The organism is Luteimonas granuli, assembly GCF_007795095.1.
Lineage (GTDB): Bacteria > Pseudomonadota > Gammaproteobacteria > Xanthomonadales > Xanthomonadaceae > Luteimonas > Luteimonas granuli.
Map to the genome: position 1 here is coordinate 976206 of NZ_CP042218.1, position 21104 is coordinate 997309.

General features: G+C 71.9%; 18 protein-coding genes and 2 pseudogenes. 13 read left to right on the forward strand and 7 right to left on the reverse strand.

The genetic code is table 11. The features are described 5' to 3' along the window. Positions 1-28 precede the first annotated feature (28 nt). The 4 genes and pseudogenes from FPZ22_RS13755 (at position 29) to hemE (ending at position 3114) form a co-directional block, all read left to right on the forward strand. Positions 29-590: pseudogene (locus FPZ22_RS13755) on the forward strand (shikimate kinase). After that, complete coding sequence (gene aroB / locus FPZ22_RS04530; protein WP_144890813.1) at positions 587-1678, forward strand: 3-dehydroquinate synthase; 1092 nt, start codon at positions 587-589, stop codon at positions 1676-1678. Before FPZ22_RS13755 ends, aroB begins: the two are co-directional and overlap by 4 nt. 73 nt (positions 1679-1751) lie before the next feature. Continuing rightward, positions 1752-2009 carry a WGR domain-containing protein gene (locus FPZ22_RS04535; protein ID WP_144890815.1) on the forward strand — a complete coding sequence of 86 codons (258 nt, stop codon included), beginning with the start codon at positions 1752-1754 and terminating at the stop codon, positions 2007-2009. A 43-nt stretch (positions 2010-2052) separates the two neighbouring features. Continuing rightward, a complete protein-coding gene (gene hemE, locus FPZ22_RS04540; protein WP_144893930.1) occupies positions 2053-3114 on the forward strand; it encodes a uroporphyrinogen decarboxylase in 1062 nt (353 codons plus the stop codon). Between the two features lie 45 nt (positions 3115-3159). Here the strand turns inward: hemE and FPZ22_RS13945 are convergent, their stop codons facing one another. Further along, positions 3160-5316, reverse strand: a complete 2157-nt coding sequence (locus FPZ22_RS13945; protein WP_246120931.1) for an ATP-binding response regulator — start codon at positions 5314-5316, stop codon at positions 3160-3162. A 37-nt stretch (positions 5317-5353) separates the two neighbouring features. Continuing rightward, positions 5354-6706, reverse strand: coding sequence for a ligand-binding sensor domain-containing protein (locus FPZ22_RS13950; protein ID WP_246120932.1), 1353 nt, complete (start codon positions 6704-6706; stop codon positions 5354-5356). A 293-nt stretch (positions 6707-6999) separates the two neighbouring features. Between FPZ22_RS13950 and FPZ22_RS04550 the strand changes: the two genes are divergently transcribed. After that, positions 7000-7539, forward strand: a complete 540-nt coding sequence (locus tag FPZ22_RS04550; protein WP_168198938.1) for a YceI family protein — start codon at positions 7000-7002, stop codon at positions 7537-7539. Between the two features lie 18 nt (positions 7540-7557). Here FPZ22_RS04550 and FPZ22_RS04555 read toward each other — a convergent pair whose 3' ends face one another. Continuing rightward, on the reverse strand, positions 7558-7794 hold the full coding sequence (locus FPZ22_RS04555; protein ID WP_144890819.1) for a glutaredoxin family protein: 237 nt from the start codon (positions 7792-7794) through the stop codon (positions 7558-7560). 104 nt (positions 7795-7898) lie between these two features. On the opposite strand from FPZ22_RS04555, the gene FPZ22_RS04560 reads away from it, so the two are divergent. From FPZ22_RS04560 to FPZ22_RS04570, 3 genes are read left to right on the forward strand one after another with little or no spacing between them, the layout of a single operon-like run. Next, entirely contained in the window at positions 7899-9281 is a 1383-nt protein-coding gene (locus tag FPZ22_RS04560) for an L-serine ammonia-lyase (RefSeq protein WP_144890821.1), read from the forward strand. A 43-nt stretch (positions 9282-9324) separates the two neighbouring features. Next, on the forward strand, positions 9325-10425 hold the full coding sequence (locus FPZ22_RS04565) for an NHL repeat-containing protein (RefSeq protein WP_144890823.1): 1101 nt from the start codon (positions 9325-9327) through the stop codon (positions 10423-10425). 4 nt (positions 10426-10429) lie between these two features. Then, a complete protein-coding gene (locus FPZ22_RS04570; protein WP_144890824.1) occupies positions 10430-11254 on the forward strand; it encodes a M23 family metallopeptidase in 825 nt (274 codons plus the stop codon). 18 nt (positions 11255-11272) lie between these two features. Here the strand turns inward: FPZ22_RS04570 and FPZ22_RS04575 are convergent, their stop codons facing one another. Continuing rightward, entirely contained in the window at positions 11273-12343 is a 1071-nt protein-coding gene (locus tag FPZ22_RS04575) for an HDOD domain-containing protein (protein ID WP_144890826.1), read from the reverse strand. Positions 12344-12504: 161 nt separating this feature from the next. On the opposite strand from FPZ22_RS04575, the gene FPZ22_RS04580 reads away from it, so the two are divergent. The 3 genes from FPZ22_RS04580 to FPZ22_RS04590 all read left to right on the forward strand — a co-directional run bounded on the left by FPZ22_RS04580 (position 12505) and on the right by FPZ22_RS04590 (position 16819). Further along, on the forward strand, positions 12505-14097 hold the full coding sequence (locus tag FPZ22_RS04580) for a peptide chain release factor 3 (protein ID WP_144890828.1): 1593 nt from the start codon (positions 12505-12507) through the stop codon (positions 14095-14097). A 37-nt stretch (positions 14098-14134) separates the two neighbouring features. Further along, positions 14135-14782 carry a PAQR family membrane homeostasis protein TrhA gene (gene trhA, locus FPZ22_RS04585; RefSeq protein WP_144890830.1) on the forward strand — a complete coding sequence of 216 codons (648 nt, stop codon included), beginning with the start codon at positions 14135-14137 and terminating at the stop codon, positions 14780-14782. 75 nt (positions 14783-14857) lie between these two features. Further along, positions 14858-16819 carry an AsmA family protein gene (locus tag FPZ22_RS04590; RefSeq protein WP_144890832.1) on the forward strand — a complete coding sequence of 654 codons (1962 nt, stop codon included), beginning with the start codon at positions 14858-14860 and terminating at the stop codon, positions 16817-16819. Here FPZ22_RS04590 and FPZ22_RS04595 read toward each other — a convergent pair. The 3 genes from FPZ22_RS04595 to mtgA are packed head-to-tail and all read right to left on the reverse strand — an operon-like array spanning position 16816 to position 19049. Then, a complete protein-coding gene (locus FPZ22_RS04595) occupies positions 16816-17274 on the reverse strand; it encodes a CBS domain-containing protein (protein WP_144890834.1) in 459 nt (152 codons plus the stop codon). The two genes, FPZ22_RS04590 and FPZ22_RS04595, sit on opposite strands and share 4 nt — an antisense overlap. Then, entirely contained in the window at positions 17234-18262 is a 1029-nt protein-coding gene (locus tag FPZ22_RS04600; RefSeq protein ID WP_144890836.1) for a glycosyltransferase family 2 protein, read from the reverse strand. Before FPZ22_RS04600 ends, FPZ22_RS04595 begins: the two co-directional genes overlap by 41 nt. A gap of 25 nt (positions 18263-18287) precedes the next feature. Next, on the reverse strand, positions 18288-19049 hold the full coding sequence (gene mtgA, locus FPZ22_RS04605) for a monofunctional biosynthetic peptidoglycan transglycosylase (protein WP_425463017.1): 762 nt from the start codon (positions 19047-19049) through the stop codon (positions 18288-18290). An 87-nt stretch (positions 19050-19136) separates the two neighbouring features. Between mtgA and hslO the strand changes: the two are divergent. Continuing rightward, positions 19137-20037 (forward strand): annotated as a pseudogene (gene hslO, locus FPZ22_RS04610) (Hsp33 family molecular chaperone HslO). A 96-nt stretch (positions 20038-20133) separates the two neighbouring features. Beyond that, the gene (locus FPZ22_RS04615) at positions 20134-20991 is read left to right on the forward strand and encodes an XOO1806 family protein (RefSeq protein ID WP_144890840.1); all 858 of its coding nucleotides are present in this window, start codon (positions 20134-20136) and stop codon (positions 20989-20991) included. The last annotated feature ends 113 nt before the right edge of the window (positions 20992-21104 follow it).

Consider the following 21104-nt stretch of genomic DNA (forward strand, 5'->3'; position numbering starts at 1 on the left):
CCGCGTCGTCGACTGCTAGCATCGGCGCATGCATTCCGCCCGCCACCTCGTGCTCGTCGGTCCCATGGGAGCCGGGAAGACCTCGATCGGGCGCTGCCTGGCGCGGCACTTCGGGCTGGAGTTCGCCGATAGCGACCATGAGGTCGAGCGGCGCACCGGCACCACCATCCCGACGATCTTCGAGTGCGTGGGGGAGCCGGGCTTCCCGCGCACGCGAACGCGAGGTGCTGGCGGCCCTGCTCGCCGGACCGGACGCCGTGATCGCCACCGGGGGCGGCGCGGTGCTGGATTCCGGCAACCGCCGCCTGCTGGCCGACGGCGGCTTCGTGGTCTACCTGCGGGCCGGCGTACCAGCGCAGCTGCAGCGCCTGGAGCGCGATCGGACGCGGCCGCTGCTCGCCGTCGGCGACCGCGAAACCACGCTGCGCAGGCTGGCCGACGAGCGAGGTCCGCTGTACGCGGACGTCGCGGACTTCGCCTTCGACACCACCGCGCTGTCCACCCCCGAGGCCGCGAAGCGGCTGGCGGCCATGCTGGAGGCGGAGTGGCGCGGCCACCCGGCCGGACCGCGGGCGGAGCCGGCCGCGTGACCGCGGCACGGCACATCGAGGTTGGCGGCGACGCGCCCTACGCCATCGCCATCGGCGCCGGCCTGCTGGCCGACGGCGACGCGCTGGCCGCCCCGCTGCGCGGCCGCCATGTCCTGCTGGTCAGCGACAGCCACGTCGCCCCGCTGTACGCGGACGTCGTCCGCGACGCCCTGCGCCGCGCGCGCCCGGACGTGCGGCTGGACACCTTCGTGCTCCCGGCGGGCGAGGCGGCCAAGACGCTGGCCGGATTCGGCGACGCCGTTGCCGCCCTGGCCGCGCTGGGTGCCACCCGCGACGCCTGCGTCTACGCGCTCGGCGGCGGCGTGGTCGGCGACCTCGCCGGCTTCGCCGCGGCCTGCTGGATGCGCGGCATCGACTGCGTGCAGTTGCCGACCACCCTGTTGGCCATGGTCGACTCCTCGGTGGGCGGCAAGACCGCGGTGGACCTTCCGGCGGGCAAGAACCTGGTCGGCGCCTTCCATCCGCCACGCGCGGTGTTCGCCGATACTTCGGTGCTGCGTACCTTGCCCGACCGCGAGCTGCGCGCCGGCCTGGCCGAAGTGGTGAAGTACGGCGCCATCGCCGACGCCGGCTTCCTCGACTGGCTGGCCGGCCACATCGGCGCCCTGCTCGAGCGCGAGGACGCCGCGCTGGCCGAGGCCATCGCCCGCAGCTGCGCGCACAAGGCCGCGATCGTCGAGCGCGACCCCTTCGAGCGCGGCGAGCGCGCCCTCCTCAATTTCGGCCACACCTTCGGCCATGCGATCGAGGCCGAGCAGGCCTACGACGGCCTGAACCACGGCGAGGCGGTGGCCGTGGGCATGGTGCTGGCCGCGCGGCTGGCGGCACGGCTCGGGCTTGCGGCCGACGCCGACGCGGAGGCGCTGCGCCGGCTGCTGGAGCGCTTCGGCCTGCCCGCCCGCCTGCCCCATGGCCTGGATCCCCGGGCGCTGGTCGCGCGCATGCGCCTGGACAAGAAGGCTGTGGCCGGTGGACTGCGCTTCGTGCTCTGGGACGGGCCCGGTCGCGCATGCGTGGCCGCGGACGTGCCCGAGGATGCCGTGCTGGACGTGCTGCGCACCGCCTGAACGGCGCCGGCAGCGGACCCCCGCCCCGGTCCGGGGGGCGTCCGACGCCGTTGCCCCCGGCTACAATCGGCGGATGCGCCTGCTCCTCCAACAGCGACCCGGCGGCCCCGAGGCCCCGCGTTTCGTGCAGCTCATGCTCCAGCCCGACCTCCTGGGCGGCTGGACGCTGGTGCGCGAGACCGGGCAGATCGGCGGCCGCAGCACGGTGCGCCGCGAGCAGTTCCTCGACCAGGCCAGCGCGGTGAGCGCGCTGGAACAGGCGCGCGACCAGCAGCTCAAGCGCGGCTTCCAGGTGATGTTCGCGCAGGGCGCGAACACGCCGAGGCCGTGAGCCCCCGCGCGCCGCGACACAGGACCCCGATGTGACCCAGACACTGAAGAACGACCGCTTCCTGCGCGCCCTGCGCCGTGAACCCGTGGACTGCACGCCGGTATGGCTGATGCGCCAGGCCGGCCGCTACCTGCCGGAGTATCGCGCCAGCCGCGCAAAGGCCGGCAGCTTCCTGGCCATGGCCAAGAACCCCGAACTCGCCTGCGAAGTCACGCTGCAGCCGCTCGAGCGCTTCGACCTGGACGCCGCGATCCTGTTTTCCGACATCCTGACCATCCCCGATGCGATGGGCCTGGGCCTCTACTTCGTCGACGGCGAGGGCCCGAAGTTCGAACGCCCGGTGCGCGATGCCGCCGCGATCGCGAAGCTGGGCATGCCCGACATGGAGACGGAACTGGGCTACGTGATGGACGCGGTGCGCGTGATCCGCCGCGAACTCGACGGCCGCGTGCCGCTGATCGGCTTCTCCGGCAGCCCCTGGACCCTGGCCTGCTACATGGTCGAGGGCGGCGGCAGCAAGGACTTCGCGCGCATCAAGGCACTGGCCCACAACGACCCGAAGGCGCTGCACGCCCTGCTCTCGGTCAACACCGATGCCGTCATCGCCTACCTCGCCGCGCAGCGCGCGGCCGGCGCCCAGGCGCTGCAGGTCTTCGACACCTGGGGCGGGGTGCTGTCGCCGGCGATGTACCGCGAGTTCTCGCTGCCCTACCTCGCCCGCATCGCGCACGAGCTGGAGCGCGGCGAAGGCGCCGAACGTACGCCGCTGATCGTCTTCGGCAGGGGCAACGCGGCCTATCTCGAGGACCTGGCCGCCTCCGGCGCCGAGGGCGTGGGGGTGGACTGGCTGGTCGAGCTCGGCGAGGCCGCGCGCCGCACCGGTGGCCGGGTCGCCGTGCAGGGCAACCTCGACCCGGCCACGCTCTACGGCTCGCCCGAGGCGATCCGCCGCGAAGTGCGCCGGGCCCTCGACAGTTGGCGCGACGGCAACGGCGGCTCGCGCGAGGGCCACGTCTTCAACCTCGGCCACGGCATGTCCCCGGACATGGATCCGGAGCACGTGCGCGTACTGGTCGACGAGGTGCACGCCCACAGCCGTCGCTGACCCCCCGCGACCGGCCCGGGCATGCGCGCCCGGCCGGTCGCGGTCCTAGGCGAAGTCGCCGTCGCGTGACGCCGGACGCAGGGCGTCGATCGCCCCGGCAAGCATCGCGCCGGTCACCGGCTTGCGCAGGAATCCGTCGAAGCCGGCTTCGCGCGCCAGCGCTTCGGCGTCGGCGTCGGCGCGGGCGGTCACCGCCAGCAGCGGCGCCTTGAAGCCCCGGGCGCGCAGTTGGCTGGCCAGCGCCAGGCCGTTGATGCCCGGCAGGTCGAGGTCCAGCAGGGCCATGTCGAACGTCGCGGCGTCCAGTTCGGCCAGCGCCGCCAGCCCGTGCGGCACGTGCACGACCTCGTGGCCCAGGGTGCGCAGCAGTCCGGCGATCACCCTGGCGACCGTGGGGTCGTCTTCCACGAGAAGCAGCGACAGCGGCCGACCCGGCACCGGCGTCGCGTCATCGCCGGCCGCCTCCACGATCGGAGGGCTTGCGGCCGTCAGCGGAAGATCAACGGTGAAGTCGGAGCCCTGCCCCGGCGTGCTGTCGAGCTCGACCCGCCCGCCCATGGCCGCCGCGAGCTCCCGGCAGATCGCCAGGCCCAGGCCGCTGCCGCCGTAGCGCGAGGCGGTGCGCGCGCCCTCCGCCTGCTCGAAGCGGCGGAAGATATGCGCCTGCTGTTCCTCGCTGAGTCCGGGCCCGGTATCCGACACCACCAGGCGCACGCCACCGGTCGCGATCGGTGCCGCCTGCAGCGAAACGCTCCCCGTTTCGGTGAACTTGACCGCGTTGCCCAGCAGGTTGAGCAGGATCTGGCGCACGCGGCCGGCGTCGCCGAGCAGCCAGCGGGGAGTATGGGCGTCGACGTGGCTGAGGAACACCAGCCCGCGCTGGCGCGCCATCGGCTCGACCAGTTCGCCCACCTCCTTCAGCACCGACACGAGATCGAAGGGCTGCACGACCAGCTCCAGCCTGCCGGCTTCGATCCGCGCGAGGTCGAGGGCGTCGTTGACCAGGCGCATCAGGTGATCGCCGGCACGGCGGATCGCTTCGGCATAGCCGCGCTGCCGCGCGTCCAGGCCGGTCCCCAGCAGGAGCTCGCTCATGCCGAGCACGCCGGTCATCGGCGTGCGCACCTCGTGTCCCAGCGTGGCCAGGAACCGGGTCTTGGCCAGCGAGGCCTGCTCGGCGAGTTCCCGCTTCTCCTGGTGCAACTGCCACGCGTGCCGCCGCTTCAGCCGCTGCCGGTAGCCGTGCACCATCCACAGCAGTGCCAGCACCCCGAGCGCCGCCAGCAGTGCGACCGCCCAGGGTGTCTGCCACCACGGCGGCTCCACCCGCAGCTGCACGGCCCGGACCGGCGTCCAGTCGTGGTCGGCGTTCCGCGCCTGCACGCGGAGCCGGTAGTTGCCGGGGGCCAGGCGCGCGAACGCGCGCGTGCCTTCGGCTCCGGTCTCCACCCAGTCGGGGTCGTAGCCTTCGAGATGGAAGCGGTAGCGGTGGGCGTGGGCGTCGGTGAACGAGAGCAGGCGCGCGACCACGCGCAGGTCGCGGTCGTCGTGGCGCAGCGCAAGCACCGGCTGCGACGGGAGCACCACGCGCGCGTCGCCGCGCCTCAGGTCGATCGATTCGATGGCCAGGGTCGGCGTGCGCCGGCTCCATTCCACCAGCCGCGGGTGGAACAGCAACAGGCCGTCCGCGGTCCCCGCGGCAACGTAGCCCTGCGCCGACGTCGCGATCGGATACTCGCTGAACTCGTGGCTGGGCAGGCCATCCCGGACGCCGTAGACGCGCAGGCGTCCGCGCTCGGGATCGAAACGCACCAGCCCGCGCACGGTCGTCAGCCAGACCACGCCGGCATCGTCGACCGCCACCCCTCCCGGTGCGACCATCGGCATGCCCTGCCCTGCGCCCACGCTGCGCAAGGGGACCAGCGAAGCCCCGTTCCAGCGGTAGGCGCAGAGTTCGCCATAGCCCGCCAGCCAGACCAGTTCCCCGTCCACCGCCGCGCTGTACACCGCCGCATCCGGTCCGCCCGGTACGCGCGCGAACCTGCGCGTGTCCTCGTCCCAGGCCAGCAGTCCGCCGCTGGTCGCGACCCAGATGCCGCCATCGGGCGCATGCAGCAGGTGCTCGATCGCCATCGTCGCCTCGAGGCCACGTCCCCCGCCGCGATGGATGGTGTCGAGCACGCGGCCGTCGGCCGCGCGCACCTGGATCGTCTGGTGGCTTCCCAGCCACAGGCTGCCGTCATGGTGTTCGACCAGCTGGGAGATACGCCCCGGGGGGGGCGGCGTCGGCGCTGCCGTCGGCCAGCCAGCGGCGCACCCGGCCGCTCGCCGGCTCGAAGCGCACCAGTTGGTCCTGGCAGCCCAGCCAGACGCCGCCGTCGCGCGCCTCGATGACGCCGGTGATGAACAGCGCGCCACAGGCCGCGGACAGCCGGTGCTCGACGGCGCCGCTCTCGGGATCGAGATGGTCGAGCACGCCCCCGCTGCCGACCAGCCAGAGCCCTCGCCCGGAACCGGCGGAAGAGGGCGCGGCACCGTAGACGAAGGCATTGGCCGGCGAGCCCGCGTCGCCGATGCGCCGCTGCAGGACGGTGAAGTTGCGCCAGTTGGCGGGAAGGTGCCAGAGGCCGGCGTCGGCGCTGGCGAACCACAGCCCGCCCTCCTGGTCCTCGTACGCGCTCGACCAGGCCGGACGGACCATTCCGCGGCTGGTCGTGCTGTAGAGCGGCACGTCGTCGACGCGGCCGTCATGGACCCAGGCCATGCCGCTGCGCGTGTCCAGCCAGCGCGCCCCCCTGGAGTCCTCGAGCATCATGCTCAGCGCGCGGTCGCCGAGCAGAGGATCGATCCAGGGCAGCTGCTCGATGCGACCGTCGGCGTGGCGCACCATGCCGGCGCCATGGATGCCCATCCACAGGCTTCCGGCGGCATCGATGGTCATGCCGTCGACCATCGCCGTGCCCAGCCGCTCGATCGGCAGCCGCTCGAATCCGTCGCCGGTCCAGCGTGCCACCCCGCCCTTGGTGCCGACCCACAGCGTGCCGTCGCGCGGGTCCACCACCAGGTGCGAGACGCCGTCGGACGGCAGGCTGCGCGGGTCGGCGGGATCGTGTCCGTAGCGGTGCATGCGCCCGTCGGCGGACAGCCGGTGCAGGCCCCCGTGCGACGTTCCGAACCAGACCGCGCCGTCGGGCGTGCTCGCGATCGACCAGATGTCGTCGCTGGCCATTTCCGGCCAGGTCGCGCGGTCGTGCCAGGTGAACCGGTCGCGGTCGCCGTCGAGCATGGCCAGCCCCGCCTTCGAGGTGCCGATCCAGACCCGGTCGGCGGCGTCGACGTGCACCGACCACACGAAGTCGTCGCGCAGGCCCTCGCCGGTGCGCCAGACCCGGAAGCCGACACCGTCGTAGCGGGCCAGCCCGTCGCGGGTGGCGATCCACAGATAGCCCCGGCGGTCCTCGGCGATGGCGTTGACGCGATTCGACGGCAGGCCGTCGAACACGCTGATCTGGCGCGGCTGCGGCAGGAGCGGCACTGTGGCGCCAGCGACGCCGGACAGCATCAGCCCGAGCAGGCACAGCCATGAATGCATCGCCCAGCGCCGCATCGCTCTCCCCACGGTCGTGCGCTCGAGGCGCCACCGGATCCCCGGGGCATCGTCGCAACGCCCTCGCGCTGGCGCAAGTTTCACCGCCGGCCGCACAGGCGGCCTAGAATCGGCCATCGGCCCTGCCCGGCCCAGCCGCGGAGCACGCCATGCACCTCCATCGCCAGCGGCCGACCAGGTGGGTCGCGGTACTGGCCGCGTTTTGCGCCGTGGCGGCGGGCTGCGCGCAGATGCCCTCGCGCCCCGCGACGACGGCGCCGTCTGTTGCCGGTGCGGCCATGCCGTCTGCGCCCCCGGCGCATCCGGACGCCCGGAGCCATGCGATCGATCCGGTTCACTCGCGGATCGCGATCGCGGTCGACCACGCCGGCTTCTCGAAGGCCATCGGCACCGTCTCCGGCACCACCGGAACGCTGCAACTCGTGCCCGGCAGTTGGGAGGGCGCGCACGTCGAGGCGAGGATCCCGCTGTCGCGCCTCGACTTCGGCGACGAGGCCTGGAATCGCGCCATCGCCGCGCGCGGCCTGCTCGACACGGGGCGCCACCCCGAAGCGGTCTTCCGCTCCACGCGCATCGAGCCGCTGGACGCCGGCCGCGCGCGCATCCACGGCGAGCTCACGCTGCAAGGCATGACCCGTGACGTGGTGCTGGAGGCCGTGCGCAACGCCGAGCGCCGCTATCCGCTGCCGCCGTTCAGGCATACGGTGGGCTTCTCGGCCACCACCACGCTCAGCCGCGCGGAGTTCGGCAGTACGGCCTGGAGCTCCCTGGTCGGGGACGCGGTGGAGGTGCGGATCGAACTCGAGGCGGCGCGCTGACGACGGTCGCTCCGCGGGTCAGCGTCCGACGGGAGCAAGGAAGCGCTGGAGCGCGCCGGCGTCGAACGGCCATGCCAGCTCACGCCCGTCGCCCTCGTCGCGCAGCACCGGCACGCGCTCCCCGTAGCGCGCCTCGAGCACCTCGTCGCCATCGATGAATACGCTTTCGAACTCGGGCGAGCGCGCCGCCGCCAGCACCTCGAGCGCGAGGTCGCACAGGTGGCAGTCGTCGCGCTGGAACAGGGTCAGGTGCATGCCGGCACGGGTCCGTGGCTGGGGGCGATGGTGCCGTGCGCGGCGGAACCGGGCGACATGGCGGCGGCTATCATAGGCGGCAGACACCGTTCTCCGGGGCGCGCATGGCCGTCAGTACCTTCGACCTCTACAAGATCGGCATCGGGCCGAGCTCCTCGCACACCGTCGGGCCGATGCGCGCGGCCGCGCGCTTCGTCGAGCACTGGCTGGACGAGCCGGGGCGTCTGCAGGACGTCGTACGTGTGCGCGCCGAAGTCTTCGGTTCGCTGGCGCTGACCGGTCGCGGCCACGGCACCGACAAGGCGGTGCTGATGGGCCTGGAGGGCCAGCACCCCGACAGCATCGACCCCGACATCATCCCCACCGCGCTGGCGCGCATCCGCGGCGAGAAGCGCGTGGACCTCCTCGGCCGCCATCCGGTGCCCTTCGACGAGAAGCGCGACCTGGTGATGAACAAGCGCCAGAAGCTGCCGCACCACACCAACGGCATGCGCTTCACCGCCTACGACGCCAACGGCGAGGTGATCGCCACGCGCGACTACTACTCAGTCGGCGGCGGCTTCGTGGTCAACCAGGACGAGGCCGCCGAGGACCGCATCGTCGCCGACACCACGCCGGTGCCCTATCCCTTCAACAGCGGTCGCGAACTGCTGGCGCAGTGCGAGGAGCACGGCATCACCATCGCGCGGCTGATGATGGCCAACGAGACCTCCTGGCGCAGCGAGGAGGAGGTGCGCGCCGGCCTGCGGCAGATCCACGACGCCATGCAGTCGTGCATCCAGCGCGGCATCGCCAACGGCGGCACCCTGCCCGGGGGCCTGCGCGTGGCCCGCCGCGCGCCGGCGCTGTACGCCGAACTGTCCGAGCGTCCCGAGGCCGGCATGCGCGACCCCCTGACCACGCTCGACTGGGTGAACCTGTACGCACTGGCGGTGAACGAGGAAAACGCCGCCGGCGGCCGCGTGGTCACCGCGCCCACGAACGGTGCGGCCGGCATCCTGCCGGCGGTGATGCGCTACTACGAGCGCTTCTGCCCCGGTGCCAGCGAGCAGGGCGTGTTCGACTACCTGCTCACCGCCGCCGCGGTCGGGATCCTCTACAAGGAGAACGCCTCGATCTCCGGCGCCGAGGTCGGCTGCCAGGGCGAGGTCGGCGTGGCCTGCTCGATGGCCGCCGCCGGCCTCACCGCCGCCCTCGGCGGCACGCCGAGCCAGATCGAGAACGCGGCCGAGATCGGCATGGAGCACAACCTGGGCCTGACCTGCGACCCGATCGGCGGACTGGTGCAGATCCCCTGCATCGAACGCAACGCGATGGGTGCGGTGAAGGCGATCAACGCCTCGCGCATGGCCCTGCGCGGCGACGGCAAGCACAAGGTCACGCTGGACGAGGTCATCAAGACCATGCGCGACACCGGCCGCGACATGCAGGACAAGTACAAGGAAACCAGCCGCGGCGGGCTGGCGGTCAACGTCATCGAGTGCTGAGCGGGGTGTCGGCCGCGCCGCTGCGAGCCGCATAATCCACGCCATGCCGAAACCCATCCTCGCGGGCGCGCTCGCCCTCCTGCTCGCTGCATGCGCCAGCGCCCCGCCCGTGCCGGCCGGCGGGCCTGCCGCGGCATCTCCAGCTCCGGTGCCGACGCCGGCACGGATCGCCGAGGCCTGGGTCTCGCCCGCGATGCCTGGCGAAGAGCTGGACTCCGTGGTCACCTGGACCTCCGCGGACGGCGCCACCTGGCTGCTGGCCACCGCGAAATCCAGCCATCGCCTGGTGCTGCTCGACGGCGAGACCGGCGGGCTGTCGGGCACCGTCGGCTCCCGCGGCGAGGCCGCGGGCGCGTTCGACCGCCCGAACGGCCTCGCGGTCTTCGGCGACGTGCTGTTCGTGGTCGAGCGCGACAATCGCCGCGTGCAGCTGCTGTCGCTGCCGGAGTTCGCGCCGCTGGCGAGCTTCGGCAACGACGAGCTGCGCAGCCCCTACGGCATCTGGCTGCATGAGCGCGCACCCGGTGAACTCGAGGTCTTCGTCACCGACAGCTTCATGTACGGCGAGCGCCACGACGTGGTGCCCCCCGCCGAGGAGCTGGCGCAGCGCATACGCCGCTACCGTCTGCGCTTCGACGACCAGGGCCATCCCGACGCCGCCTATCTCGGCGCGTTCGGCGAGACCGCCGGGCCGGCGCGCCTGGACAGGGTCGAGTCCATCGCCGGCGATCCCCTGCACGCGCGGCTGATGGTCGCGGAGGAAGATGCCGGCTCGTCCACGCTGCATGTCTACGGTTTCGATGGCCGCTGGAGCGGGCGCAGCCTGCCCGCGGGAACCTTCGCCGGAGAGGCCGAGGGAGTGCTCCTGTGGACCTGCGGCACGGACGGTGGCTACTGGCTGGCAGTGGACCAGCGGAAGCCGCTGACCGCGTTCCACCTCTTCCACCGCGACAGCCTGGCGCCCGCGGGCAGCTTCCACGGCACGGTCACCTCCAACACCGACGGCGCCACGCTCCACGCCGCGGCCACGCCGCGCTTCCCGGGCGGCGTCCTGTATGCAGTGCACGATGACCGCGCGGTGGCGGCATTCGACCTGCGCGACGTCGTCGAGGCGCTCGGCCTGGACCCCGGCTGCCTGCGCTGAGCCGATGCGCCTCCGCCTGGCCATCCTGCTGCTGGTCGCCGGCTGCACGACCGAGGTCTCGGCCGGGCCGGCCGGCGGCATGTCCACGGGCCCTGCGCCGCTGGCGCGCCTGGACGTCGTGGATCGCGGCGACGGACCCGAGGCCTGGGCCGAGAACCTGATCGCGGGGCCGGTCGAGGTCATGCTCAGTGCCCGCGGCGCGACACCCTCGGCGCAACCGCCGCTGCCCGCCCGCGCCACCGTGCCGGCACGCGGCCGGGTGCTGGTGTCACGCGTCGAGCGCGCGGATGCCGAACTGCTGCTGGAGGTGGTCCCGGGCCATCCCGGCGCCCGCCCGCGCGATGTCGAGTACGCCTGGCCGCTGGACACCCGCATGCTGCATGTGGCCCAGGGCTGGGGCGGCGGCTTCAGCCACCGCGACGCAGAAAACCGGCACGCCGTCGACTTCGCCGTCCCCGAAGGCACGCCCGTCCTGGCCGCGCGCGAGGGCGTGGTGATGCAGGCGGAGGCCGGCTTCGCCCACGGCGGACTCGATTCGCCGGAAGGCGTCGATCGCGCCAACTTCGTCCGCATCCTGCATGAGGACGGCACCATGGCCGTCTACGCCCACCTTGCGCCGGGGGGCGTACACGTGCGCCAGGGCGAGCGCGTGCGCCGCGGCCAGCGGATCGGCAGCTCCGGCAGCACCGGCTACAGCGGCGGCCCGCATCTGCATTTCGCGGTGCAGGCCAACCGCGGCCGGCGCCTGGCCTCGCTGCCGTTCCGGATGTTCGGGCCCACGGGTGTCCTGCGCTTCGCCGAGGCCCCGGTGGATGCCGCGCGGCCATAGTGCCGCGCGGGGTGGCAGCTACGCCGCGCTGCGCGCGTCCTGCTCCATCAGCGCCCGCCACTGCGGCAGCCGCGCGCTCACGCCCACGGACTGCAGGTAGGCATCGTCCAGACCTTCGCCGGCCACCAGGGCGGCGGCCACGTGCAGGGCGCCGGTCACCCAGAAGCCCGACGCACGCCCGCGTCGCGGTCGACGGTGGAACGCCACCGCCTCGACGATGGGCATCGGCAGCCCCCACAGACCCAGCAGGTAGGCGCCGGCTTCCGTGTACTCCGGGGCCGCGGCGCCGTCGGCCGGCGGCGGCAGCAGGCGCCCCACTTCGGCCAGCAATCCGGCGGTGGCGGCCAGCTCCGCGCTCGGGCCCGCGAGCAGGCGGCCGACCAAGCGCGAAGTGCGCAGCGCGCGGTCCTGCATGGCTTCGCGTTCGGCGGCCGAGAGACCTGCGGCGTTGCCGAAGGCCTCGCTGGCCAGCACCACCCGGTGCACGGTCTGCAGGCCCAGGCGCGCAACCGCCGAGCGGATGTCGGTGATCTCGCGTCCTGCCGAGAAGTACGCCGAATTGCACAGCCTGAGCACGCGCGCGACCAGCGCCGGATCCTGCGACAGCTCCTCGGCGATCCGGCCCAGCCCGACATCGGGGTCCCGCATCAGGCGCGCCAGCTGGAAATACATGCGCGGCGCCGCGGGCAGCGAGTCCACGCGCCCCACGTACTGCTTGAGCGTCGCGCTGTCGAGCAGCTCGCGCAGGTCGCCGATGCCCTCGACCGCGTCGATCAGCTCGTTCGCGTCCAACGGTGCCTGCAGCACCCGGTGCGCGCCATCCAGCAGGCCCACCGCGCCTGCGTCCTGGTCGGGCCCGAGCAGCAGCACCCGCACCGCCCCGGGGAAACGCGCCCGCAGCGCCACCAGCCTGTCGCGCGCAGCCGGGTCCGACGGCATGCCGCTGACCAGCACGTCGGCCGTGTCCAGGGCATCCATGTTCTCCGCGCCCGAGACGGTCTCCACGCTCCAGTCCAGCCCGAACTCGGCCAGGGCCCGCGTCAGCCCGTCCATCGGCCCGGGTTCGCCTTCCACGAAAACTATGTGCACAGCCTTCTCCACGCGCATGGCCGGGGGATCGCCCGCCTGCGTCCGTTAGCGGCCGGCGTATCCGCGCCTTGATGGCACCGAAGGCGAACGGCGTCACAGTTCACGCACGTCTATAATCGCCTCCCTCTTTCCAGCCACGCGCGCCCCCGGGCGTCGACCCCATGTCCGATGTTTCCCGGCAGGCGCTGCGCCGCCGCACCTTCGCGATCATCTCGCACCCCGACGCCGGCAAGACCACGCTGACCGAGAAGCTGCTGCTGTTCGGCGGCGCGATCCAGATGGCCGGCTCGGTCAAGGGCCGCAAGGCCGCGCGCCATGCCACCAGCGACTGGATGAAGCTGGAGCAGGAGCGCGGCATCTCGGTGACCAGCTCGGTGATGCAGTTCCCTTACGACGGCCGCATCGTCAACCTTCTCGACACCCCCGGCCACGCCGACTTCGGCGAGGACACCTATCGCGTGTTGACCGCGGTGGACAGCGCGCTGATGGTCATCGACGTCGCCAAGGGCGTGGAGGAGCGCACGATCAAGCTGATGGAGGTGTGCCGCATGCGCGACACGCCGATCATGACCTTCATCAACAAGCTCGACCGCGAAGGCAAGGACCCGATCGAGCTGCTGGACGAAGTGGAGACGGTGCTCGGCATCCAGTGCGCACCGGTCACCTGGCCGATCGGCATGGGCAAGCGCCTGAAGGGCGTGGTGCACCTGATCAGCGGCGAAGTGCATCTGTACGAACAGGGCCGCAACTTCACCCGTCAGGATTCGACCATCTTCGCCTCGATCGACGACCCACTGCTGGAAGCGCGCATCGGCGCGGACATGCTGTCCGACCTGCGCGACGAACTCGAGCTGGTGCAGGGCGCGAGCCACTCCTTCGACCTCGACGCGTACCACGCGGGGCGGCAGACGCCCGTGTTCTTCGGCTCGGCGGTCAACAACTTCGGGGTGCAGCCGCTGCTCGATTTCTTCGTGAAGCACGCGCCCCCGCCGCAGCCGCGCGAGACCACGGAGCGGGCGGTGATGCCCGACGAGGCGAAGCTCACCGGCTTCGTGTTCAAGATCCAGGCCAACATGGACCCGCAGCACCGCGATCGCGTCGCCTTCATGCGTGTGTGCTCGGGCCGCTTCGAGGCCGGCATGAAGGCCTTCCACGTGCGCAGCGGCAAGGAAATGAAGCTCGCCAACGCGCTGACCTTCATGGCCAGCGACCGCGAGATCGCCGTCGAGGCCTGGCCCGGCGACGTCATCGGCATCCACAACCACGGCACCATCTCCATCGGCGACACCTTCACCGAGGGCGAGCGGTTCTCGTTCACCGGCATCCCCAACTTCGCGCCGGAACTGTTCCGCCGTGCGCGGCTGCGCGACCCGCTCAAGCTCAAGCAGCTGCAGAAGGGGCTCGAACAGCTGTCCGAGGAAGGTGCGACCCAGTTCTTCCGGCCGCTGATGTCCAACGACCTGATCCTGGGCGCGGTCGGCGTGCTGCAGTTCGACGTCGCCGCCTACCGGCTCAAGGCCGAGTACGGCGTCGACGCCATCTTCGAGCCGGTCGGCGTGGCCACCACGCGCTGGATCCACTGCGACAGCGAGAAGAAGCTGGAGGAGTTCCGCGAGAAGAATGCCGCCAATCTCGGCATCGACGCCGCCGGGGAGCTCGTGTACCTCGCGCCCAGCCGCGTCAACCTCCAGCTCGCCCAGGAACGCTGGCCGGACGTCCGCTTCGCCGCCACCCGCGAGACCGCGCACGTATGACATGATCCGGGCGGTTCCTTCCCCCGGGGATTCCGCCATGTCCACGATGACGCTGCGCGAGAGGCGCGAGGAGCTGGCCAGCGCGCTGACGCACGGCCTGGGCGCGACTGCCGCGCTGGCAGGCGGCGCGGTTCTGGTCACCCTGGCCGCGCTGTACGGCAACGGCTGGCAGCTGGGCGCGGCGATCGTGTTCGGCGCCTGCCTGCTGCTGCTGTACCTGGCATCCACCCTCTACCACTCCTTCCAGCACCCGGTGCTCAAGGGTCGGCTGAAGGTGTTCGACCACTGCGCGATCTACCTCCTCATCGCCGGCACCTACACGCCGTTCACCCTGGTCGCCCTGCGCGGCCCGTGGGGATGGGGCCTGTTCGCGGCGATCTGGACGCTGGCGCTCGCCGGCGTCGTCTTCAAACTGTTCTACACCGGCCGCTTCAGGCGCCTGTCGACCCTGATCTACGTTGCCATGGGCTGGCTGGTCCTCGTGGCGATCAGGCCGATACTGGCCGCGCTCGACGCCTGGACCTTCGGCTGGCTGCTCGCCGGCGGCGTCTTCTACACGCTCGGCACGGTCTTCTACCACCGCGAGGCACTGCCTTATTCGCATGCGATCTGGCATGTGTTCTGCATCGCCGGAAGCGTCTGCCACTACGTCGCGGTGATCGCGCAGGTGACGCTGCCCGCCTGAACGCCACCCGCGTCGTTCACCGCGGTTTTACCGCCGCCGTCGGAGGGTGATCGCGCCTCCCCCTCAGGAACGCGCATGGCGACCGAGCAACCACGGCGCGTGGGACCCTGGTCATCCGCGGCGCTTGCGGCCGGCCGCGCGCATCCCTGGCGAACCGTGCTGGCCGCCGTTGCGGTGGCCGTGCTCGTGCTGGCGCTGCTCTGGGACTGGAACTGGTTCAAGGGTCCGGTCGAAAGCCTCGTGTCCGCACGCACGGGCCGCAGCTTCCACATCGCAGGCGACCTCGATGTCGACCTCGGACGCACCACCGTGGTCCGCGCCGGCGGCCTTGCGCTCGGCAACGCGGACTGGTCCGCGCAGCCGGTGATGGCCCGCGCCGCGATGCTGGAACTGCACGTCCGCCTGTTCCCGCTCCTGGCCGGCCGCGTCCATCTGCCCGAACTGCTGCTCGTCAGGCCGGATCTGCTGCTGGAGGCGGGCGAAGACGGCGACAACTGGCACTTCGACGGTATGGCGGGCGAGGGCGACGGCCCGCGCATCGACCGCCTGCGGGTGGAGGCCGGGCACCTGCGCTTCGTCGACGCGGCGAAGGGGACCGACGTCGACCTCGCCCTGCAGAGCCGGGATGCCGGCGATGGCGAGGGCGAGCGCCCGCTCACCCTGCGTGGCGACGGCCACTGGCGCGGCGAAGCCTTCGAAGTGAGCGGAGCCGTGGCCTCGCCGTTGGAACTGCGCGACACCGACACCCCGTTCGCGGTCGATCTGCGCGCACGCGCCGGGAGCACGCGGGCGCATGCGCGCGGCGCGATCACCCGGCTGCTGGGGCTGTCGGCCTTCGACATCCGCATGGCGCTGTCCGGCACGGACCTCGCGCACCTGTACCCGCTGCTCGGCATCGCCCTGCCGCACACGCCGCACTACGCGCTGGACGGCCGCCTCGTGCGCGACCACGCCGTATGGCGCTACGAGGGCTTCAGCGGCAAGGTCGGCGACAGCGACCTCGGCGGCAGTGCGAGGATCACCACCGGCGGCGAGCGCCTGCGGTTCGAGGGCGACCTGCATTCCAGGCTGCTCGACTTCGACGACCTCGCCGGCTTCGTCGGCGCTCCACCCGAGAGCGATTCAGGAGGTTCGGGCGATGCCGTGCTCGAGGCACGTGCCGCGAAGCGGGCCGCCGAAGGCCGCCTGCTGCCCGATACACCCTACGACCTGGCCAAGCTGCGCACCATGGATGCCGACGTGCTCTGGAAGGCCACGCGCATCGTGGCGCCGGGCTGGCCGCTGGACGACATGGACATGCACGTCCTGCTCGAGGACGGGCTGCTGCGACTGGAACCGCTGGACTTCGGCGTCGCCGGCGGCCGCGTGCGCTCGACCGTGCGCATGGACGCGCGCCAGGAGGCGATCCGCACCGACGCCGCGATCCGCCTGCGCGGCCTCGACCTGGGGCAGCTGTTCCCGGACGCCGGGCTCACCGACGACGCCATCGGCCGCCTCGGCGGCGACATCGACATCCGCGGCACCGGCAATTCCATCGCCGACATGCTCGCCACCGCCGACGGCGATGCCGCGCTGGGCATGGGGCGCGGCGAGATCAGCAACCTGCTGCTCGAATTCGCCGGTCTCGACATCTACGAGGCGCTCAAGTTCATGCTCGGCCATGACCGCAGGGTCGCGATCCGCTGCGCCTTCGGCGACTTCGCGATCGAAGACGGAGTGATGACCACGCGCGCGCTGGCCTTCGACACCGAAGACACCATCATCGTCGGCGAGGGCACGATCGATCTCGGCGAGGAACGGCTGGACCTGCTGCTGAAGCCGCGGCCGAAGGACCGCAGCATCCTCGCGCTGCGCTCACCGCTGGTCATCGACGGCAGCTTCCGCGACCCCGGCTTCCACCCCGACATGGCGCGCCTCGGACTGCGTGGCGCGATCGCGCTGACCCTGGCCAGCATCGCGCCGCCCGCGGCGCTGCTCGCCACGCTCGAGCTGGGGCCCGGCGAGGACAGCGACTGCGGCGGCGAGTACGCGCGCTAGGGCGCGCGGTGCCCCACCGCCGGTTCGGACTTGATATAGCGCTGCAGGTGCTCGAGCTCGAACTGCTGCTCTTCGATCACCGCCTTGACCAGGTCGCCGATCGACACCAGGCCGACCAGCTTCCCGTCCACCACCACCGGCAGGTGGCGGATGCGACGCTCGGTCACCAGTTGCATGCAGGCCGGCGCGTCGTCGTCGAGGCCGACGGTGACCGCGTCCGCGGTCATGATGTCGCGCACCGGCGTGTCCCGCGACGAGCGCCCTTCGAGCACGATCTTCCGCGCGTAGTCGCGCTCCGACACGATGCCCGCGAGCCGTCCTCCCGGCTCCAGCACCACCAGCGCGCCGATACCCTTCTCGGCCATCAGCCGGATAGCGTCGATCACCGCCGCATCCGGCCCGATGGAAAAGACCTCAGACCCCTTCGACTCCAGCAGCTGCCTCACCGTGCGCATCGCGGCCTCGCTCGATCATGGGTGGCACGGCCGAGGATACCCCTTCGGCCGGCGACCAGGTGTCGACCAGGTACAGCGGACGCTGCTTGGACTCTTCGTACAGCCGGCCCAGGTACTCGCCGATCATGCCCAGCGCCACCAGCTGCACTCCGCCAAGGAACAGGATCACCGCCATCATCGTCGGCCAGCCCGCCACCGGGTCACCCAGGAACAACGCCTTGGCGACGACCCACAGGCCATAGCCGAACGCGACCAGCGCCGTGGCCCCGCCCAGGTAGGTCGCCAGCCGCAGCGGCGCGCTGGAGAAGCTGGTGATGCCCTCCAGCGCGAAGTTCCACAGCCGCCAGGCGTTGAACTTGCTGCGCCCCGCCAGGCGCGGCTCGCGTCGATAGGGAATGCTGGTGCGGTTGAAACCGATCCAGCCGAACAGCCCCTTCATGAAGCGGTGCCGCTCGCGAAGTCCGCGCAGGGCGGCCAGCGCGCGCGGCGACAGCAGGCGGAAATCGCCGGTGTCCGCGGGGACCGGTGTCTTCGACAGGCGCTGGATCACGCGATAGAAGGCGTGCGCCGAGGCGCGCCGGAACCAGCTCTCGCCCTCGCGCGCCAGGCGCGTGCCATGGACATCGTCGTAACCCTCGCGCCAGCGCGCGACGAACTCCGGGATCAGCTCCGGCGGATCCTGGCCGTCGGCGTCGAGGATCAGCGCCGCACCGTCGACCACACGGTCCAGGCCGGCGGTCAGCGCCGCCTCCTTGCCGAAATTCCGCGACAGCCGCAGCAGCGACACGCGCGGGTCGGCGGCGGCCAGGTCCTGCAGCACCCGCCAGGTGCCGTCGGTGCTGCCGTCGTCGACGTACAGCACGCTGCCATCGACGCCGTCGGCGGCGGCCAGCCGCGCCAGCACGGCGGCCACGCGGGGATGCAGTTCGGGCAGCGACTGGGCCTCGTTGAAGGCCGCCACCACCACGGTCAACCGGTCGCGATTCATGCCGCCATCCTAACGTGCACCGACCTCACTCCAGGGCTTCCAACCAGGCTTCGCCGCCGAGGTTGCGGACGTTGCGCTCGATCCATCGCGCGCGCCGCTGCACGTACGGGCCGGGCCGGTGCGCACTGTAGCGGCGCGGGCTCGGCAGCACCGCCGCCAGCCGTGCGCTCTCGTTCGCGCCAAGGGCGCCGGCGTCCTTGCCCCAGTAGCTGCGCGCCGCGGCCTGGGCGCCATAGATGCCGTCGCCGAACTCGGCCACGTTGACATACACCTCGAGGATCCGCCGCTTCGGCCACAGCGTCTCGATCAGCACCGTGTACCAGGCTTCCGCGCCCTTGCGGACCCAACTGCGACCGCCCCAGAGGAACAGGTTCTTGGCCAGCTGCTGGCTGATGGTGCTGCCGCCGCGGATGCGCCCACCGCGGGCGTTGTGCTCCAGCGCGCGCTCGATGGCGCGGATATCGAAGCCGCGGTGGCGCGCGAAGTCCTGGTCTTCCGCGGCCACCACGGACAGCGGCAGCGATGGTGCGATGGCCTCGAGGTCGCGCCAGTCGTAGGCGATGCGGAAGCCGGTATCGCCGGCGCCCAGCGCCTCGAACTGGCGGATGGCCATGAACGAGGTGAACGGCGGGTCCACGAAGCGCAGCACCAGCACCTGCGCCACGCTCAGCAGCACGAGCGCCAGCGGCAGCTTCCACAGCCAGTGCCAGCGGCTGCGTCGCCTGCGGCCGGCCGGCGGCTGCGGCGCGTGCGCTGCCTCGGCGTCCTTGTTCCCGCCCCGCGCCATCCCCATCTCCACGGTTCGCCCGAACGGGCGGAAGCGGCGATTATCCCGTGCCGCGGCCCCGCCACAACGCCAACCCCCGGATCCCGCATGCCCGACACCTCCCCCACCCGAGACCACCTGACACGCTTCCTGCTGCCGCGCGCCGGGGTGCGCGGTGTCCACGTGCGCCTCGACGACACCTGGCGCCGCATCGCCGCCAGCGACGACCATCCGGCGAACGTCCGCGCCCTGCTCGGCGAAGCCGCGGTGGCTTCGGCGCTGTTCACCGCCCACGTCAAGGTCGACGGCCGCCTGTCCGTGCAGCTGCGCGGCGAGGGTGCGCTGCGCACGCTGTTCGCGGAATGCACCGCCGCCGGCACGCTGCGCGGCATCGCGCGCATGACCGAAGGCGCCGGCGACATCGGCGGACTCGGCGACCTCGGCGCGGGAAGCACTGCTCGCGATCACGATCGAGAACCCGGGCATCGGCAGTCGCGAGACCTCGCGCTACCAGGGCCTGGTGCCGCTGGATGCACCGGACCTCTCGCAGGCCTTCGAGGCCTACTTCGTCCAGTCGGAACAGCTGCCGACCCGGATCCTGCTCGCGGCCGGCGAGGACCAGGCCACCGGCCTGATGCTGCAGAAGCTCCCCGCCGACGGTGGCGACGACGACGGCTGGGCCCGCGCCAGCGCCCTCTTCTCCACGCTCGAAGCCGACGAACTCCTGGCCACGCCGGGACCGGTCCTCCTGCATCGCCTGTTCCATGAGGAGTCGCCGGAGCGGGTCGGCGGCCACCCTCTGGCCTTCGGCTGCTCCTGTTCGCGGGAGCGGGTGGAGGCGATGCTGGAGTCGCTGGGCCGGGAAGAGGCCGAGGCCGCCGTGATCGACGGCGAAGCCCGGGTCCGCTGCGAATTCTGCGGCCAGGCCTACGCGTTCGACGCCGGGGCCGTACACGCCCTCTTCACCGACGCGCGAGGCCAAATGGATGCCCCCTCGCGGCTTCAGTGAGCGGGACCGGGGATTGTTAAGGAAACATAAATCGACTAGAGTTCTTCCCATCATCGGGGCGGAACTCCCGCCGGGATACGAGGTCTATGGCAGGCCATGAAGCCGCGCCTTGCGCCACTGTCGCTCTTGCTCGCCACTGCCCTCGCCCTCGGGGCGGGAGCGCCGGTGCACGCGCAGCAGCTGGGCAAGCGCGACAAGGCCGTGCTCCCGGTGTGGAACCAGTCCAGCGGCAAGGTCGAGGCCCTGCTGCTGCTTGAGCCCGCCGGGAACAAGGGCAGCCGCAGCTTCGACGATGGTGCGCTCGATGCCGCCTTCGGGATCGGCGCAGGCAGTTCGCTCGGCGTGTTCTGCGACCGCAAGACCGGGCTCGCCAGTGCGCTGGGCAACCTTGCCAACAACTGCATGCTCGCCTCCTTCGAGGACCGCGCGGGCACGCACGCCCGCGGCACCGCTGCCTTCAGGGCGAGCGACCATGCCCGCATCGGCCTCAGCGCCGGCAGCGGCAGCGGCAGCCTGCCCGTCTGGCTGGTGCGCGGCAGCCAGGGCGCAGGCGCAACGGTCGACGTCAACGACCTGACCGTCTTCGCCCAGCACAACATCGGGCGCGAAGGCATGGTCTCGATCGCCGGGACCGTGGCCAAGGCCACCCTGATGACCCCGGCCGAAGCCACCCACCTCGGGATCGGCGACGCCTGGACCTCGCACAGCCTCACCATCGGCGGCGGCTACGGCCCCTTCGGCGCCAGCGTCGTCGGCCACGTGGTAGAGACGCCGGGGCAGCCCAAGTGGGAGGGCCTGGGGTTGGGCCTGACCTGGCGCACTCCCTGGAGCGGCCAGCTCACCGTGGGCGCCGACAATCTCGTGACCAAGGGACGCAATCCCTTCGCACCGAGCCTCAACGGGCGCGAGGACGAAGGCACCGTGCCCTATATCAGGTACGAGCAGGACCTCTAAGCCCTTGATTTTCGCGACCTCTCGCAACGAGGGGCGCGCGTCTTAACAACACTTTAATTTTCTCTCCGACGCGGCTACTATCGGCGACGGCCTTGCCGGCCTTGGCGTCTGCC

What these genes read in the sequence shown, in the direction of transcription:
- FPZ22_RS04535 (WP_144890815.1), top strand. Translation starts at nt 1,752, where the DNA reads ATGCGCCTGCTCCTCCAACAGCGACCCGGCGGCCCCGAGGCCCCGCGT.
- FPZ22_RS13950 (WP_246120932.1), bottom strand. Translation starts at nt 6,706, where the DNA reads ATGCATTCATGGCTGTGCCTGCTCGGGCTGATGCTGTCCGGCGTCGCT.
- FPZ22_RS04550 (WP_168198938.1), top strand. Translation starts at nt 7,000, where the DNA reads ATGCCGTCTGCGCCCCCGGCGCATCCGGACGCCCGGAGCCATGCGATC.
- FPZ22_RS04555 (WP_144890819.1), bottom strand. Translation starts at nt 7,794, where the DNA reads ATGCACCTGACCCTGTTCCAGCGCGACGACTGCCACCTGTGCGACCTC.
- FPZ22_RS04560 (WP_144890821.1), top strand. Translation starts at nt 7,899, where the DNA reads ATGGCCGTCAGTACCTTCGACCTCTACAAGATCGGCATCGGGCCGAGC.
- FPZ22_RS04565 (WP_144890823.1), top strand. Translation starts at nt 9,325, where the DNA reads ATGCCGAAACCCATCCTCGCGGGCGCGCTCGCCCTCCTGCTCGCTGCA.
- FPZ22_RS04570 (WP_144890824.1), top strand. Translation starts at nt 10,430, where the DNA reads ATGCGCCTCCGCCTGGCCATCCTGCTGCTGGTCGCCGGCTGCACGACC.
- FPZ22_RS04580 (WP_144890828.1), top strand. Translation starts at nt 12,505, where the DNA reads ATGTCCGATGTTTCCCGGCAGGCGCTGCGCCGCCGCACCTTCGCGATC.
- trhA (WP_144890830.1), top strand. Translation starts at nt 14,135, where the DNA reads ATGTCCACGATGACGCTGCGCGAGAGGCGCGAGGAGCTGGCCAGCGCG.
- FPZ22_RS04590 (WP_144890832.1), top strand. Translation starts at nt 14,858, where the DNA reads ATGGCGACCGAGCAACCACGGCGCGTGGGACCCTGGTCATCCGCGGCG.
- FPZ22_RS04595 (WP_144890834.1), bottom strand. Translation starts at nt 17,274, where the DNA reads ATGCGCACGGTGAGGCAGCTGCTGGAGTCGAAGGGGTCTGAGGTCTTT.
- FPZ22_RS04600 (WP_144890836.1), bottom strand. Translation starts at nt 18,262, where the DNA reads ATGAATCGCGACCGGTTGACCGTGGTGGTGGCGGCCTTCAACGAGGCC.
- mtgA (WP_425463017.1), bottom strand. Translation starts at nt 19,049, where the DNA reads ATGGCGCGGGGCGGGAACAAGGACGCCGAGGCAGCGCACGCGCCGCAG.
- FPZ22_RS04615 (WP_144890840.1), top strand. Translation starts at nt 20,134, where the DNA reads ATGAAGCCGCGCCTTGCGCCACTGTCGCTCTTGCTCGCCACTGCCCTC.